Source organism: Plantactinospora solaniradicis (assembly GCF_042658085.1).
In the GTDB taxonomy this organism is placed as follows: Bacteria; Actinomycetota; Actinomycetes; order Mycobacteriales; family Micromonosporaceae; genus Plantactinospora; species Plantactinospora solaniradicis.
The window spans coordinates 329,285-342,119 of sequence record NZ_JBHSPR010000020.1 but is presented as its reverse complement, the minus strand read 5'-3'; the positions used below and the strand labels follow the sequence as shown (position 1 = coordinate 342,119).

The 12,835-nt window shown below is 71.6% G+C and carries 10 protein-coding genes, 1 pseudogene and 1 riboswitch; of the genes and pseudogenes, 7 read left to right on the top strand and 4 right to left on the bottom strand.

Translation table 11 applies throughout. The features are described 5' to 3' along the window. Positions 1–37 precede the first annotated feature (37 nt). A complete protein-coding gene (locus ACFP2T_RS25880) occupies positions 38–976 on the bottom strand; it encodes a DUF559 domain-containing protein (RefSeq protein WP_377425760.1) in 939 nt (312 codons plus the stop codon). Between the two features lie 119 nt (positions 977–1,095). Continuing rightward, positions 1,096–1,204: riboswitch (TPP riboswitch) on the top strand. On the opposite strand from ACFP2T_RS25880, the pseudogene thiE reads away from it, so the two are divergent. The 7 genes and pseudogenes from thiE to thiC all read left to right on the top strand — a co-directional run. Beyond that, positions 1,199–1,816: pseudogene (thiE, locus tag ACFP2T_RS25875) on the top strand (thiamine phosphate synthase); the annotation flags it as partial. Its footprint overlaps the riboswitch before it by 6 nt. Positions 1,817–2,001: 185 nt before the next feature. Beyond that, a complete protein-coding gene (thiO, locus tag ACFP2T_RS25870; RefSeq protein WP_377425757.1) occupies positions 2,002–3,252 on the top strand; it encodes a glycine oxidase ThiO in 1,251 nt (416 codons plus the stop codon). Next, positions 3,243–3,443 carry a sulfur carrier protein ThiS gene (gene thiS / locus ACFP2T_RS25865; RefSeq protein ID WP_377425754.1) on the top strand — a complete coding sequence of 67 codons (201 nt, stop codon included), beginning with the start codon at positions 3,243–3,245 and terminating at the stop codon, positions 3,441–3,443. Before thiO ends, thiS begins: the two co-directional genes overlap by 10 nt. A 95-nt stretch (positions 3,444–3,538) precedes the next feature. Beyond that, positions 3,539–4,327, top strand: a complete 789-nt coding sequence (locus ACFP2T_RS25860; protein WP_377426213.1) for a thiazole synthase — start codon at positions 3,539–3,541, stop codon at positions 4,325–4,327. A gap of 65 nt (positions 4,328–4,392) precedes the next feature. Further along, positions 4,393–5,103, top strand: coding sequence for a thiamine phosphate synthase (locus tag ACFP2T_RS25855; protein WP_377425752.1), 711 nt, complete (start codon positions 4,393–4,395; stop codon positions 5,101–5,103). Beyond that, complete coding sequence (thiD, locus tag ACFP2T_RS25850; RefSeq protein ID WP_377425750.1) at positions 5,100–5,918, top strand: bifunctional hydroxymethylpyrimidine kinase/phosphomethylpyrimidine kinase; 819 nt, start codon at positions 5,100–5,102, stop codon at positions 5,916–5,918. The genes ACFP2T_RS25855 and thiD overlap by 4 nt, the downstream gene beginning before the upstream one ends. 52 nt (positions 5,919–5,970) lie before the next feature. Continuing rightward, positions 5,971–7,563: a phosphomethylpyrimidine synthase ThiC gene (thiC, locus tag ACFP2T_RS25845; protein ID WP_377425747.1), complete on the top strand. Its 1,593-nt coding sequence runs from the start codon at positions 5,971–5,973 to the stop codon at positions 7,561–7,563. A 92-nt stretch (positions 7,564–7,655) separates the two neighbouring features. Here the strand turns inward: thiC and ACFP2T_RS25840 are convergent, their stop codons facing one another. The 3 genes from ACFP2T_RS25840 to ACFP2T_RS25830 form a co-directional block, all read right to left on the bottom strand. Beyond that, positions 7,656–10,277 carry a hypothetical protein gene (locus tag ACFP2T_RS25840; protein WP_377425745.1) on the bottom strand — a complete coding sequence of 874 codons (2,622 nt, stop codon included), beginning with the start codon at positions 10,275–10,277 and terminating at the stop codon, positions 7,656–7,658. A 126-nt stretch (positions 10,278–10,403) separates the two neighbouring features. Beyond that, positions 10,404–11,228, bottom strand: a complete 825-nt coding sequence (locus ACFP2T_RS25835) for an ABC transporter ATP-binding protein (RefSeq protein ID WP_377425742.1) — start codon at positions 11,226–11,228, stop codon at positions 10,404–10,406. A gap of 132 nt (positions 11,229–11,360) precedes the next feature. Then, a complete protein-coding gene (locus tag ACFP2T_RS25830; protein ID WP_377425740.1) occupies positions 11,361–12,542 on the bottom strand; it encodes an ABC transporter substrate-binding protein in 1,182 nt (393 codons plus the stop codon). Between the last annotated feature and the right edge of the window lie 293 nt (positions 12,543–12,835).

Sequence of the window (12,835 nt, the reverse complement as noted above, 5' to 3'; positions counted from 1 at the left end):
GCGTGACTGGAACGCCAGTGCTGTTTCGGCGGGGTTGTTACCTCGCTGATGTTCCAGTCACGCTCCGCCGAGTGCCCGTGAGCGTGCGTTCGCGGATCGCCTGGGAGGCCAGGCGGGTGATTTGGGTGGGATTACGGAGTACGTCGTCGGCGGTGAACCGGAGCACGATCCACCCGGCGGCCCGAAGGGCGTTCAGTCGGGCGACGTCCCGGCGAAAGTGCTGCCGATCCCGATGGTGGTCACCCTCGTATTCCAACGCGATCCGCCAGCGCGGATAGGCGAGATCCACCCGCCCGAGGAAGCGCCCCTGAGCGTCGTACACGTCGTACTGGGGAGTCGGTGCCGGCAGGTCGGCGTCGACCAGTACCAACCGGAGCCGGGTCTCCATCGGAGACTCGCTCTCGGGCTCGGCCAGGGACAACACCTCGCGCAGCAAGGCAACCCCGGGCCAGCCGGCACGGTCCACGAAATAGCCGGACAGCGCGGCGGGCTTCACCAGCCGGCGGTTGAACAGTGCGTCGATCGCGACGACCGCGCTGGTCCGAGGTGGCCGCCGGCCAAGGTCGAACGCGGTGCGAACCGGCGTGGTGACCGGCAGCCCCGCGAAGGTGGTGACATCCTGCGCCGACAGCGTGGAACGGGTGACGGTCAACTGAGGACGGGGTCGTAGCCGCACCGCCTCGGGCAGCACGACCGAGACCGGACCGGTTCGCGGAAGCAGGTCGACGCCCCACAGGTACGCCGCGCTGAGTCCGCCGATGGCGGCGCCAGGCGGCAGGACGAGCGCCGCCGCGTCGCACCACATCCGGTGGTCGTTCTCGCGATAGCCGTCCACGTGCACGTACACGTCGGGCAGCAGCCGATGCCAGGACGGACCACGCAACATGGCCTTCGTGAGCAGCCCCTCGGCGACCGCCCGGCTGCCCACGAAGGGGAGGAAGGCCAGCTGCCGGGGCATGGTGGACACGCGAGGCATCGACCGAGCATGTCGTAACCGGTCGGTACCCCGCTGCCCCGCCGACGCCGTACCCGAAATGGGTGTGCGGTGGGTCACGGGTCTTTACGTCACCGTTACAAAGCGCGTACGCTCGCCGACAAGTAACCCACGGGAGCCCGGTGCACCGGGCTGAGAGGGGGGCTGAAGCCCCCGACCGTTGAACCTGATCCGGGTAATGCCGGCGCAGGGAGGAGCGTTGCCGTGTCGTCTCTTGGTCGCCTGCATCTCATCACCGACACCCGCCCCGGGCGGGATCCGCTCGCGGTGGTCCGGGCCGCCCTGTCGGTGGCCGGTCCCGAACTGGTCGTCCAGGTACGGGTCGAGGACGACACCGACGACCGCACGGCGTACGAGTTGGCCGGCCAGGTGCTGGCGCTGTGCGCGGCGGCGGGAGCGTCGTGCCTGGTCAACGACCGGTTGCACATCGCGCTCGCGATCGGTGCGTCGGGCGGGCACGTCGGTGGGCGTGATCTTCCGGTGAACGTGGCCCGGCGGGTGCTCGGTCCGGCGGCGGTGCTCGGCGCTACGGCCCGCGATCCGGATGCCGGGGTGGCCGCGGTGACGGCCGGCGCCAGCTACCTCGGCGTCGGCCCGTGTCACGCCACCACCACCAAGTCGGGGCTTCCGGCGCCGATCGGGCCGGACGGGGTTCGCCGGGTCGCCTCGGCGGTGTCGGTACCGGTGATCGCGATCGGCGGAGTCACCGCGGTGCGGGTGCCCGAGCTGCTCGCCGCCGGGGCGTACGGCGTCGCCGTGGTCGGGGCGCTGTCCCAGGCAGCGGATCCGGCCCGGGCCACCCTCGAACTTCTCCACGCGCTGCGTCGACCGACGCTGCCCGCGAACCAGGCCGCCCCGGTCGCGAACCAGACCGCCCCGGTCGCGGCTCAGACCGCCCCGGTCGCGGATCAGGGGCGGCGTGAGGTGCCGGCGCCGGTGATGGGATCCGGCCGAGGCCATCCGCCAGGTGGGGGTGTCGCCGTCGCGCCTCCCGCCGGAGCGGCGGAGTGCTAGCCACCGGCCTGCCCGACGTAGCGGTCATCGGTGCCGGTCCGATCGGACTGGCCATCGCCTGGCGGTGTGCCACTCGGGGGATGCGGGTCACGGTGTACGACCCCGATCCCGGCTCCGGCGCGTCCGACGTCGCGGCCGGCATGCTGGCCCCGGTCGCGGAGACGTACTTCGGCGAGCGGATGCTGACCGGGCTGCTGGTCGAGTCGGCCGCCCGATGGCCGGGCTTCGTGGCCGAACTGGCCGAATGCGCCGGACTGGATGTCGGCTACCGCACCGAGGGCACCCTGACGGTGGCGCTCACCGGCGACGACCTGGCCGAGGCGGAGCGGCTGTGGTCGTACCAGCGGGAGTTGGGCCTGCCGGTGACGCCGCTGCGCCCGGCGGAGCTGCGGGCCCACGAGCCGTCGCTGGCACCAAGATTGCGCGGTGGCGCCCTCGCCCCCGGCGACCACCAGGTCGACCCGCGCCGGCTGGTCGCCGCGCTCCGGATCGCGGCCCGGCGGGCTGGGGTGTCCCTGGTGGAGACGCCGGTACGCCGACTGTCCGACCTGGCCCGCCCGGCGGGCGTGACCGTGGTGGCTGCCGGCTGCGGTACGGCGGCACTGACCGGCCTGCCGATCCGGCCGGTCAAGGGGCAGGTGCTCCGGCTGCGAGCGCCGGGTGGCGCCGGGCCCGGCTTCCGGCGGGTGATCCGCGGATACGCGGACGGCCGGTCGGTGTATCTCGTGCCACGGGCCGACGGTGAGGTGGTGATCGGCGCGACCGTCGAGGAGCGGGGCGATCTCGACGTCACCGCCGGGGCGGTGCTCGATCTGCTCCGGGCCGCGACGGACCTGCTGCCGGAGATCGCCGAGTACGAGTTGGTGGAGGCCCGCGCCGGCCTGCGTCCGGGTACGCCGGACAACGCGCCGCTGATCGGCTCGCTGGTGCACCGGCCGGAGGTGGTGGTGGCGGCCGGGCACTACCGGCACGGGATCGTGTTGACCCCGATCACCGCCGACCTGGTCGCCGACCTCCTGGCGACCGGGGTGGCCGATCCACTGCTCGGGCCGTTGGCTCCGGACCGGTTCACCGCCGAGCGCGGCCCCGACGTCGACGCCCCGCACCGTGCTCCCGCCGTGGAGCGACCGAGCGACCACACCGACCTCGACGCTCCGCCCGGCGGCCCGGCCACCGGGTACGCGAGCGACCGCCCTGTTGTCGATGACCAGCCGTCCCACCTCGGGAGGATGCGATGGAGCTGACCGTGAACGGTGTCGAACGCCGGCTGCCGGGCGAGGTGACCCTGGCGGATCTCGTCGCCCAGTTCACCGGGGAGAGCCGAGGTGTGGCGGTCGCGGTGAACGGTGAGGTGGTGCCCAGGACCGGCTGGCCGGCGCGGGCGTTACGGGACGGGGACCGGGTCGAGGTACTGACCGCGGCCCAGGGCGGGTGAGCGCCGTGTCGACCCCGCCGCCCGCCAGCCTCGTGTCGTCGTCCGCCGAGCAAGGTTCGCCCCGTGTCGGGCGGGTGTCGTCGCCCGACGGGTCGGTGACGCCGGCCGCCGAGTCGGGGTTCGTGCTCGGCGGGAAGACGTTCGGTTCCCGGCTGATTCTCGGCACGGGCGGGGTGACCAGCCCGTACATGCTGGAGCAGGTGGTCCGGGCCAGCGGCGCCGAACTGGTCACCGTCGCACTCCGCCGGATCGACAGCACCGCGACGATGGGCGGCGGGATGCTGGAGGTTCTCGCACGGTGCGGCGTACGGCTGCTGCCGAACACCGCCGGCTGTCGTACGGCCACCGAGGCGGTGACCGTCGCCCACCTTGCGCGGGAGGCGTTCGAGACACCGTGGATCAAGCTTGAGGTGATCGGGGACGAGCGCACCCTGCTACCCGACGCGGTCGAACTGGTCTCCGCCGCCGAGCGGCTGGTCGCCGACGGCTTCACGGTGTTGCCGTACACCACCGACGATCCGGTGCTGGCCCGACGGCTCGCCGACGCCGGCTGTGCCGCGGTGATGCCGGCGGGTGCGCCGATCGGTTCCGGGCTCGGCATCGGCAACCCGCATCACCTGCGGCTGCTCCGGCAGAGCGTCGAGGTACCGGTGATCCTGGACGCCGGCATCGGTACGGCCTCCGACGCGGCGCTGGCGATGGAGCTGGGCTGCGATGCGGTGCTGTTGGCCAGTGCCGTGACCCGGGCGGCCGATCCGGTGCGGATGGCGACGGCCATGCGGCTCGCCGTCGAGGCGGGTCGACTGGCGGCCGGTGCGGGGCGGATTCCCCGGCGGTTCCACGCCCTCGCGTCCACACCGGACGAGGGGCGGCCGGAACTGTGAACCGAGGAACGGCCGGAACTGTGAACCGGGGATCGGCCGGAGCGGTGGACCGAGGAACGGCCGGTGTGCGTGCTGGGCGGGGCGACGTACCGGACGGGATCGTGCTGGTCACCGACCGTCGGCAGGCTGCCCGGCCGATCGACGAACTGGTCCGGGCCGCGGTCGGTGGCGGGGTCCGCTGGGTGCTGCTGCGTGAGCGGGATCTGCCGCGTGACGAGCGGCTGGACCTGGCCGGGCGGCTGCGCGCGATCCTCGCCGAGGTCGACGGCGCCCTGATCGTCGCCGGACCGGATCCGCTCGGCGGGGACGCGGTGCACCTGACCGCCGCCGGGCCCTATCCGCCGCCGGAACTGGGCCTGGTCGGACGTTCCTGCCACGACCCGTCCGAGTTGACCCGACTAACCACCGAGGACTACGTGACCATTTCGCCGGTCTTCCCGACACCCTCCAAGCCCGGGTACGGGCCACCGCTGCGCCCCGCCGGGCTGGCCCGACTGGTTGCCCGGACCCGGGTTCCGGTCCTCGCCCTCGGTGGGGTCGGCACCGCGCAGCACGTCGAGGCGTGCGTCGCGGCCGGTGCGGCCGGGGTGGCGGTGATGGGCGCGGTGATGCGGGCCGAGGATCCCGGCAAACTGGTACGCGACCTCTGCGCGGCCGTCGGCACCGAAGCCTCGCCCGCCGCGTCGCCCGTCTCGCCCGCCCCGCCCGCGCCGGCCGCCCCGCCCGCCGCGTCGCCCGTCTCGCCTGCCTCGCCTGCCGGGCGGTGGACCCGGTGACCCCGCCGGTCGTGTTGACGGTGGCGGGTTCCGATTCGGGTGCCGGTGCCGGTATCCAGGCCGACCTGAAGGTCTTCGCCGCGATGCGGCTGTACGGCACCTCCGTGATCACCGCGATAACCGCACAGAACACCCGTGACGTCCGGGCGATCTTTCCGGTGCCGGCCCAGATGGTGACCGAGCAGCTCACCGCGTTGGCCGACGATCTGCCGCCGATCGCGGTGAAGACCGGAATGCTCGGCAGTACGGCGGTTGCGGACGCGGTGTCGGTGGCCGCGCGGTCCGGGATGCTGCCCAATCTGGTCGTCGATCCCGTGCTGGTCTCGACCAGCGGGCGGCGGCTCGGTGTGGTCAACGCCATCGAACGGCTGTTGCCGTACGCCATGGTGGCGACCCCGAACCGGGCGGAGGCCTCTGCGATCCTCGGTTGGACGGTGTCCACTGCGGACGACATGGCGAAGGCGGCCGGGCAACTCGCCGCGACCGGCTCCCGGTACGTGGTGGTGACCGGTGGAGATGCCGACGCGGAGTCGTCGGCCGACGGCGCCGTGGACGCGTTGTGGACCGGTGCCGAGGTGCAACTCCTCCGGGGGCCGTGGGTCGACACCCGCAACACCCACGGCACCGGATGTTCGTTCTCGGCCGCGATCGCCGGGCGGCTCGCGCTCGGCGACGCGGTGCCGGACGCGGTCGCGTTCGCGAAGAAGTACGTCGCCCGCGCGCTGCTCGGCGCCCAGAACTGGGAGTTGGGCGGCGGTCACGGGCCGCTGGACCACCACGGCTGGTCCGGCGGGGACGGGCGCGGATCGGATTGATCCGACGACCGCGCCGCTCAGCGAGAGCGGCAGGAAACAGGGAGGTTGTCTCATGAAGGCTCGTCGCAAGGTCTATGTGACGGGGGTGCGGCCGGACATCCGGGTGCCGTTCGCCGAGGTCGAGTTGACCGGGACGGAACCGTCGGTCCGGCTCTACGACACCTCCGGCCCCGGGTCGGATCCGGCCGAGGGACTGCCGCCGCTACGCGGACCGTGGATCGCCGAACGGGGGGACGTGGCTCCGGTACGCGGCGCCGGCACCCCGCTGGCGGGGCGGGACGGGCAGCGGCCCACCCAACTGCAGTACGCCCGTGCCGGAGTGACGACGCCCGAGATGGAATTCGTCGCGCTCCGCGAGGGAATTCCTGTTTCAGTCGTACGGGAGGAAATCGCCGCAGGTCGGGCCGTACTGCCGGTGAACGTCAACCATCCGGAGTCGGAGCCGATGATCATCGGCAGCCGGTTCCTGGTGAAGGTCAACGCCAACATCGGCACCTCCGCCGTCACCTCGTCGATCGCCGAGGAGGTGGAGAAACTGACCTGGGCGACCCGGTGGGGCGCGGACACGGTGATGGACCTGTCCACCGGCAAGCGGATCCACGAGACCCGGGAGGCGATCGTCCGCAACTCGCCGGTGCCGATCGGGACCGTGCCGATCTACCAGGCCCTGGAGAAGGTCGACGGCGACCCGGTGAAGCTCTCCTGGGAGGTCTTCCGGGACACCGTCATCGAACAGGCCGAGCAGGGCGTCGACTACATGACCGTGCACGCCGGGGTCCTGCTCGAATACGTGCCGCTCGCGGTCAACCGGGTCACCGGGATCGTCTCCCGGGGCGGCTCGATCATGGCCGCCTGGTGCCTCGCGCACCACCAGGAGAACTTCCTCTACACGAACTTCGCCGAGCTCTGCGACATCCTCGCCCGGTACGACATCACCTTCTCGCTCGGCGACGGGCTCCGGCCCGGGTCGATCGCGGACGCGAACGACGAGGCACAGTTCGCCGAGTTGCGTACGCTCGGCGAGCTGACCTCGGTGGCCTGGGAGCACGGCGTACAGGTGATGATCGAAGGGCCCGGCCACGTGCCGATGCACAAGATCAAAGAGAACGTGGATCTCCAGCAGGAACTCTGCCACCAGGCGCCGTTCTACACCCTCGGCCCACTGACCACGGACATCGCGCCGGCGTACGACCACATCACCTCGGCGATCGGCGCGGCGATGATCGGGATGTTCGGCACCGCCATGCTCTGTTACGTCACTCCGAAGGAACACCTCGGGCTGCCCGACCGCGACGACGTGAAGGCGGGCGTGATCGCGTACAAGATCGCGGCGCACGCGGCGGACCTGGCGAAGGGGCACCCCGGCGCCCAGGCGTGGGACGACGCGCTGTCCAAGGCGCGGTTCGAGTTCCGCTGGGAGGACCAGTTCAACCTGTCGCTCGACCCGGAGACCGCGCGGGCGTACCACGACGCGACCCTGCCGGCCAGCCCGGCGAAGACGGCGCACTTCTGTTCCATGTGTGGGCCGAAGTTCTGCTCCATGAAGATCACCCAGGAGCTCAAGGAGTACGCGGCGCAGGGCATGCAGGAGAAGTCGACCGAGTTCCTGGCGTCGGGCGGCAAGGTGTACCTGCCGCTGGCCTGACCCACGGCAGATCCGGTTGGTCCGCCCGGCACTGGTGTCGCCGGACGGGCCAGCCGGGACCGGCCCGGCCGTACGGGGTGGTCGCTCCGGTGTCAGTCGGCGTGGTGGCGACCGGTCGAGCGCAGTGACCGCCGTACGCCGGATTCCCGGCTCAGATCGTCCGTCGCCGGATCCGGCTCGCTCAGCCCGCTCACCCATTCGACGTATTCCTCGTCGCGGGCCGGTACCGGTTCGTCCGTGCGGTTGCGGCCCTTCGGCTCCCGCTGCTTCGGCTCCCGCTGCTTCGGCTCCGCCGGGCCGGTGTCGGTGGCCCGGGACTGTTCCGGTGCGGACTGGGCGCCGGACCGGTTGCGGCGGAACAGGCCGCGCCGGATCCGCCCGGTCGAGGTGACCGGATCTCCGGTGCCGGCCGGCGTCGTGTCCTGGTCGGAGGTGGCCTCGGGCCGGCTGCCTTCTGCCGCTTCCAGATCGGTCCGGGTCGCGTCGGCGCCGAACCCGTCGGATCCGCCCCGGTGCGCATGGCCCGAGTCGGTCTGGCCCGAGTCGGTCTGGCCCGGGTCGATTCTGTCCGTCTCCCGTCGGCCTGTCTCCGTCCGGCCTGTTTCCGTCCGGCCCGGCTCCGTCCGGCCCGGCTCGGGCAGGGTCGCGTGGCTCGGACTCGCCGGGGCCCCGTTCGGCCGCTCCGCGTCCGCCCGGGTGGCAGGAGCCCGATAGGTACTGATCGGCGCCTGGTCGTCGCCCAGTTCGATGGATTGGTGGAACGACCAGGTCGGCGTCGTATCGCGGTCGGAGCGGGGCCGGCTGCTCGGAGCGAAGGCGTCCCAGCTGTCGTCCGTCCGGGTGGGCACGCTCGGGATTGACTGCTCGTCGCCGCGCGGCCGGGCGGTGGCCGCCGGGCTCACGGTCGAGGCCTCGTCGGACGGCTCGTCGTTGACCCGTCCGTCCCGTCCCGGCGAGCCTGCGTCCGACCCGCCGACCGGGGGTGGCGCGGTGCTCCGCCCGCTGACCGGAGATGGTGCGGTGCCGCGTGCGGTGACCGGGGGCGGTGCGGTGGGAGGTGTGGTGATCGGCGAGGGCGTCGCGGCGGGGCGGGCCACCGGTGGCGGGGCCGCCGGCCCTGGAATCACCGGTGGCGGGGTCGCCGGTCCCGGTATCACCGGCGGCGGGACTGCCCGTCCCGGTACCACCGGTGGCGGCGCCGCAGGCGGGGTGGCTTCTGCCGGTGCTGCCGCCGCTCGCGTCGTCGCTTCTGCTCGCGGTGTGGTCTCTGTGGGTGGTGCCTTGTCCGCCGGTGACTCGGTCGGCCAGAAGTCCTCGGTACGCAGGCGCCGAACCCCGGACCAGCCGGTGGAGAACTCGGCCGGTGCGGATCCACCGGCCGGGCTTCCGCCGAGGCCAGCGGCGCCGGTGACCGGATTGTCGGGCCGGGTGGCCGGCTCGTCCTGCGGTTTCCCGGGCTCGGCATGGGGCGTACCGAAATCGGCCCGGCCGGTGGCGGAGCCGAACCCCCCGACGGGGCCGTACCGGTCGGCCAGCGGCCACTGGATGTCGCTGATCCGATCGGTGGCGGCGGAGTGGTCGGACCCGACGGGTTGATCGGAAACGACGGGTTGCTGTTCGGTCGACAGGCGGGGCGCCGGGATGTCGGCCACGGTGCCGAACGACCGGGTGTCCGAATCCCCGAGCTGCCCGTGTGCCGTCCCCGGGTTGTCGCCCGGCTCTGTGGCGTCGTCAGCGATCGGGCGGAACTGCCAGGTGGTGGCCGGGCTCGGTTCGTCGATGGTGACTCCGGTCGCGGTCGTGGTGGCCGGGGAAGTGGTGTCGACCGTCGGCGTCGGCTCGCCGGGTTCCGGCGTACCGGCGGTGGTCAGCGGCCAGCGGGCCATGGCGGCCAGTACGGACCCGAGACCGCCGGCCGCGACCGCGATCAGCGCTCCCCAGTACGGCGCAGCCTGGTACCCGTCGGACGAATTGCCGGGCCCGGCCACCAGGTATGCCAGCGCGAGCAGCGCCGGCCCGGCGACGCCGCAGCTCGCCACCGCCGGCATCGGCAGCCCGCGCGACCGGGCGAGCGCTCCGGCGAGGGCCCCGATGACCAGGGCCAGCGCCGGCATGGTGACGACCGCGAGACGTTGGGCGGTGCCGGCGCCCAGCCAGCTCGGATCCAGCACTCCGAGACGTACGGCGGGTAGCGGATCGTCAGGTCCGAGGGAGGGCATCACCGACAGCACCGCGAGGAACCAGACGGCCGCGACGACTGCGCCGACGTTCCACCTGATCGGGCGCTGGACGAGCACGGCCAGGGCGGCGACGAATCCGATCCCGGCTCCGAGTGCCGCGATCACGCCGACCGACACCACCGGGTCGGCCGAGGCGACCTGGGCCGTCCGCGCCGGCTGCATGGAGAGCGGTGCGACGACGAGCGCGCCGAGGGCGGCAGCGGCAGCGGTGGCTGCCTGCACACCAGGTGTGGTGGGTAGGTCGTACCGGCGGGCCAGCCGGTCCGCGATCAACGCACCGGTGACCGCCGCCACCATCGCGAACCAGCCCACCCAGACCCGCTGGGCAGGCCACTGGTTCGCGGTGACCGCGTCGAAGGTGCGGTTGAAACGGACGAGGCCGAGCCCGTACGCGATCCCCAACTGGCCGGCGCCGGATACGACCCCGACGCCGAGTGCGGCGAGCAGCACCTTGCCCCAGGTCCGGAAGGCCATGCGGGGCACGTTACGCACTCGCCCTCGGGCACCGCCACCCTGGGCGGGCCGTTCCGCGCCATCGAGCGGTACGGAACGGCCCGGTTACTCGTAGTTATCGACGTGGCGGTCGAAATCGTCGGTCGGTCAGGCCGGTCGGTCGGTCTGACCACTTCCGCTCAGCGCCAGGCCGGGCCCGCCGTTGGCGTCGCCCTTGTCGTGGTCGATGAGGAGTTCGTGCAGCTCCGCGCTGCACCGGGCAACATCCTCGAAGTGCGCGTTGCGGCCCAGGGAACGGGGGCGGGGGATGTCGATGTCGAGCACCTTGCGGATCCGCCCCGGACGCGGACTGAGTACGACGACCCGGTCGGCGAGCAGCACCGCCTCGTCGATCGAGTGCGTGACGAAGACGATCGTCGCCGAGTGCTCCATGTGGATCCGTTGCAGCTCGACCGACAGCTCCTCCCGGGTCAGCGCGTCGAGCGCCGAGAACGGCTCGTCCATCAGCAGGACCTTGGGCTGCTGGATCAATGCCCGGGCCAGCGAAACCCGCTGCTGCATGCCGCCGGACAGCTCGTGCGGCAAACGCTTCTCGAACTCGCTCAGTCCGACCAGATTCAGCAGGTCCCGGGCCCGGGAGCGGTGCTCGGCCTTGCTCCAACCGAAGATCTCGGTAGGCAGCAGCACGTTGTCGAGCACCGAGCGCCAGGGCAGCAGCGCGGGGCGCTGGAAGACCATCGCGATGTCCCGCCGCGGTTTGCTGACGACCGTCTCGCCGACCCGCACCTCGCCGTCGCTGACCGGTAGCAGACCCGCTATCAGTCGGAGCAGAGTGGACTTACCGCAACCGGAGCGGCCCACCACGGCGAGGAACTCCCCGTCCGCGACGTCGAGGTCGATCCCGCGGAGTGCCTCCACCGCGCTCCCGGACCGACTGCCGAAGGTCCGGGATACTCCGGTGAGTCGGATCATCGCTAGGCCACCTCATTCAACGGGTCGACAGTGCCGACAGGCTAACCCGGATGTCTTTACGGAGGCGAGGAGTGCTCCTCGCCGGATTTCCGGCACGGCCGTCCGGTTCCCGCCCGGTACGCCCGCCCCGGCTCAGCTCGCCAGGCGCCACCGTCCGCCACGGGCCACCAGCAGCGTCAGGGCCTGGGGCATCAGTCCGGAGTGGTTCTCCGGGGTCATCCGGATCGGACCCGAGAGCCCGTCGGTCTCCGCGGTCTCCAACAGGTTACGAATGCTGTCCCGGTTCGGCGTCTCGTCGCGGCTGTCGGCGCGGACGGCGGCGTCCACGATCAACTGAATCGCGTCCGCGGCGAACGAGGAATAGCCGTAATAGCCCCCGAACCGGGCGGTGTAGTCCCGGAACCACTGCTTGCGGGCGGCCTTGGCCGGAGTGGTCGCGATGACGTCGTCGATCACCATGGTCTGGGTGAACACCATGGTGGTGTTCTCGGCCGAGTCGGTGCCGCCGCCGACGAACAGTTCACCCGCCGCCACGGCGTCGAAGAAGACGTGGCCGTCGAACTTCTCCTCCTGAATGCTGGTGGAGGCGAGCGTCGCCTGCTCGGCCGGAGTCCAGACGATCAGTGCCTCGGGCTCCTCGGTGACCAGTGTCCGTACCGACTGGCTGACGTCGGTGTCGGTGGCCTTTACCGTCCGCTGGGCAAGGAGGTCGATGCCGGCCTGACCGAGTTCGAAGTCGAGTAGGTCCGATCCCTCCTTGCCGTAGCTGTCGTCGGTGCGCAGCAGGGCCGCCGACTTGACGTTCCGGGCGCGGAGTTCGGCGACGATGGCGGCGACGTTGTCTCGGGCATTTGGCCCGAGTTTGAACATGTAACGTCGTTCGGCCGCCGGGCTGGACACGTCGCCGGCCGGTGCCAGAGCGATCGTCGGAACCTGCTTGTCGTTGACGGTTTTCGCGGCGCCGATGGCGCAGTCGTTGCAACTGCCCATGATGATGCCGCTGATCGCCGGGTTGGACGTGAAATCACCGATGTTGCCCGCCGACACGCTAGGGTCGAATCGATTGTCCCGGACGTCCAGTTTGACCGTGCGGTCGCCGAGCGCGCCGGACTCGTTGAGCTGCTCGACCTTGAGCTCCAGGGCACGCTGGTACGCCTTGCCGACCTGGGCGGCCGCGCCGGAGAGTTCCAGGTCGGCACCGATCAAGATCTCCCCGCCCTCTTCTTCGGGTGCGCCGAACTGGCAGCCGGTCAGCGAGGTTGCCAGGATGGCCGACGCGAGCAGCGCGGGTATCGCGGAGCGGATGGGCCTCAACTCAGTCCTCCAGTTATCCGGCACGGGCGGGGGGCTTGCCCAACCGCCGGTCGGGTCGTCCACAATGGATGGCGCGTGATCTGCCGTATGGTTCGCACGAAACCTTCAAACCCGCAAAACCTTGCCAATGCCGGCCGCCCGGGTCAAGCGCGGGATACCTCGGCCGGTTTCGGGATGACCGGTCCCACATAGTGATAAGAGGGGGTACGGGTGCGGCATTACTTTCCAGATACAAACGACCACTCTAGAGATATATGTGCTGATCAGAGACTTGGCGGTTGGTCGATCTCTCG

Excerpts from the sequence above, each read along its gene's own strand:
- thiS (WP_377425754.1), top strand. The coding sequence starts at position 3,243 with ATGGAGCTGACCGTGAACGGTGTCGAACGCCGGCTGCCGGGCGAGGTG.
- ACFP2T_RS25880 (WP_377425760.1), bottom strand. The coding sequence starts at position 976 with ATGCCTCGCGTGTCCACCATGCCCCGGCAGCTGGCCTTCCTCCCCTTC.
- thiC (WP_377425747.1), top strand. The coding sequence starts at position 5,971 with ATGAAGGCTCGTCGCAAGGTCTATGTGACGGGGGTGCGGCCGGACATC.
- ACFP2T_RS25840 (WP_377425745.1), bottom strand. The coding sequence starts at position 10,277 with ATGGCCTTCCGGACCTGGGGCAAGGTGCTGCTCGCCGCACTCGGCGTC.
- ACFP2T_RS25835 (WP_377425742.1), bottom strand. The coding sequence starts at position 11,228 with ATGATCCGACTCACCGGAGTATCCCGGACCTTCGGCAGTCGGTCCGGG.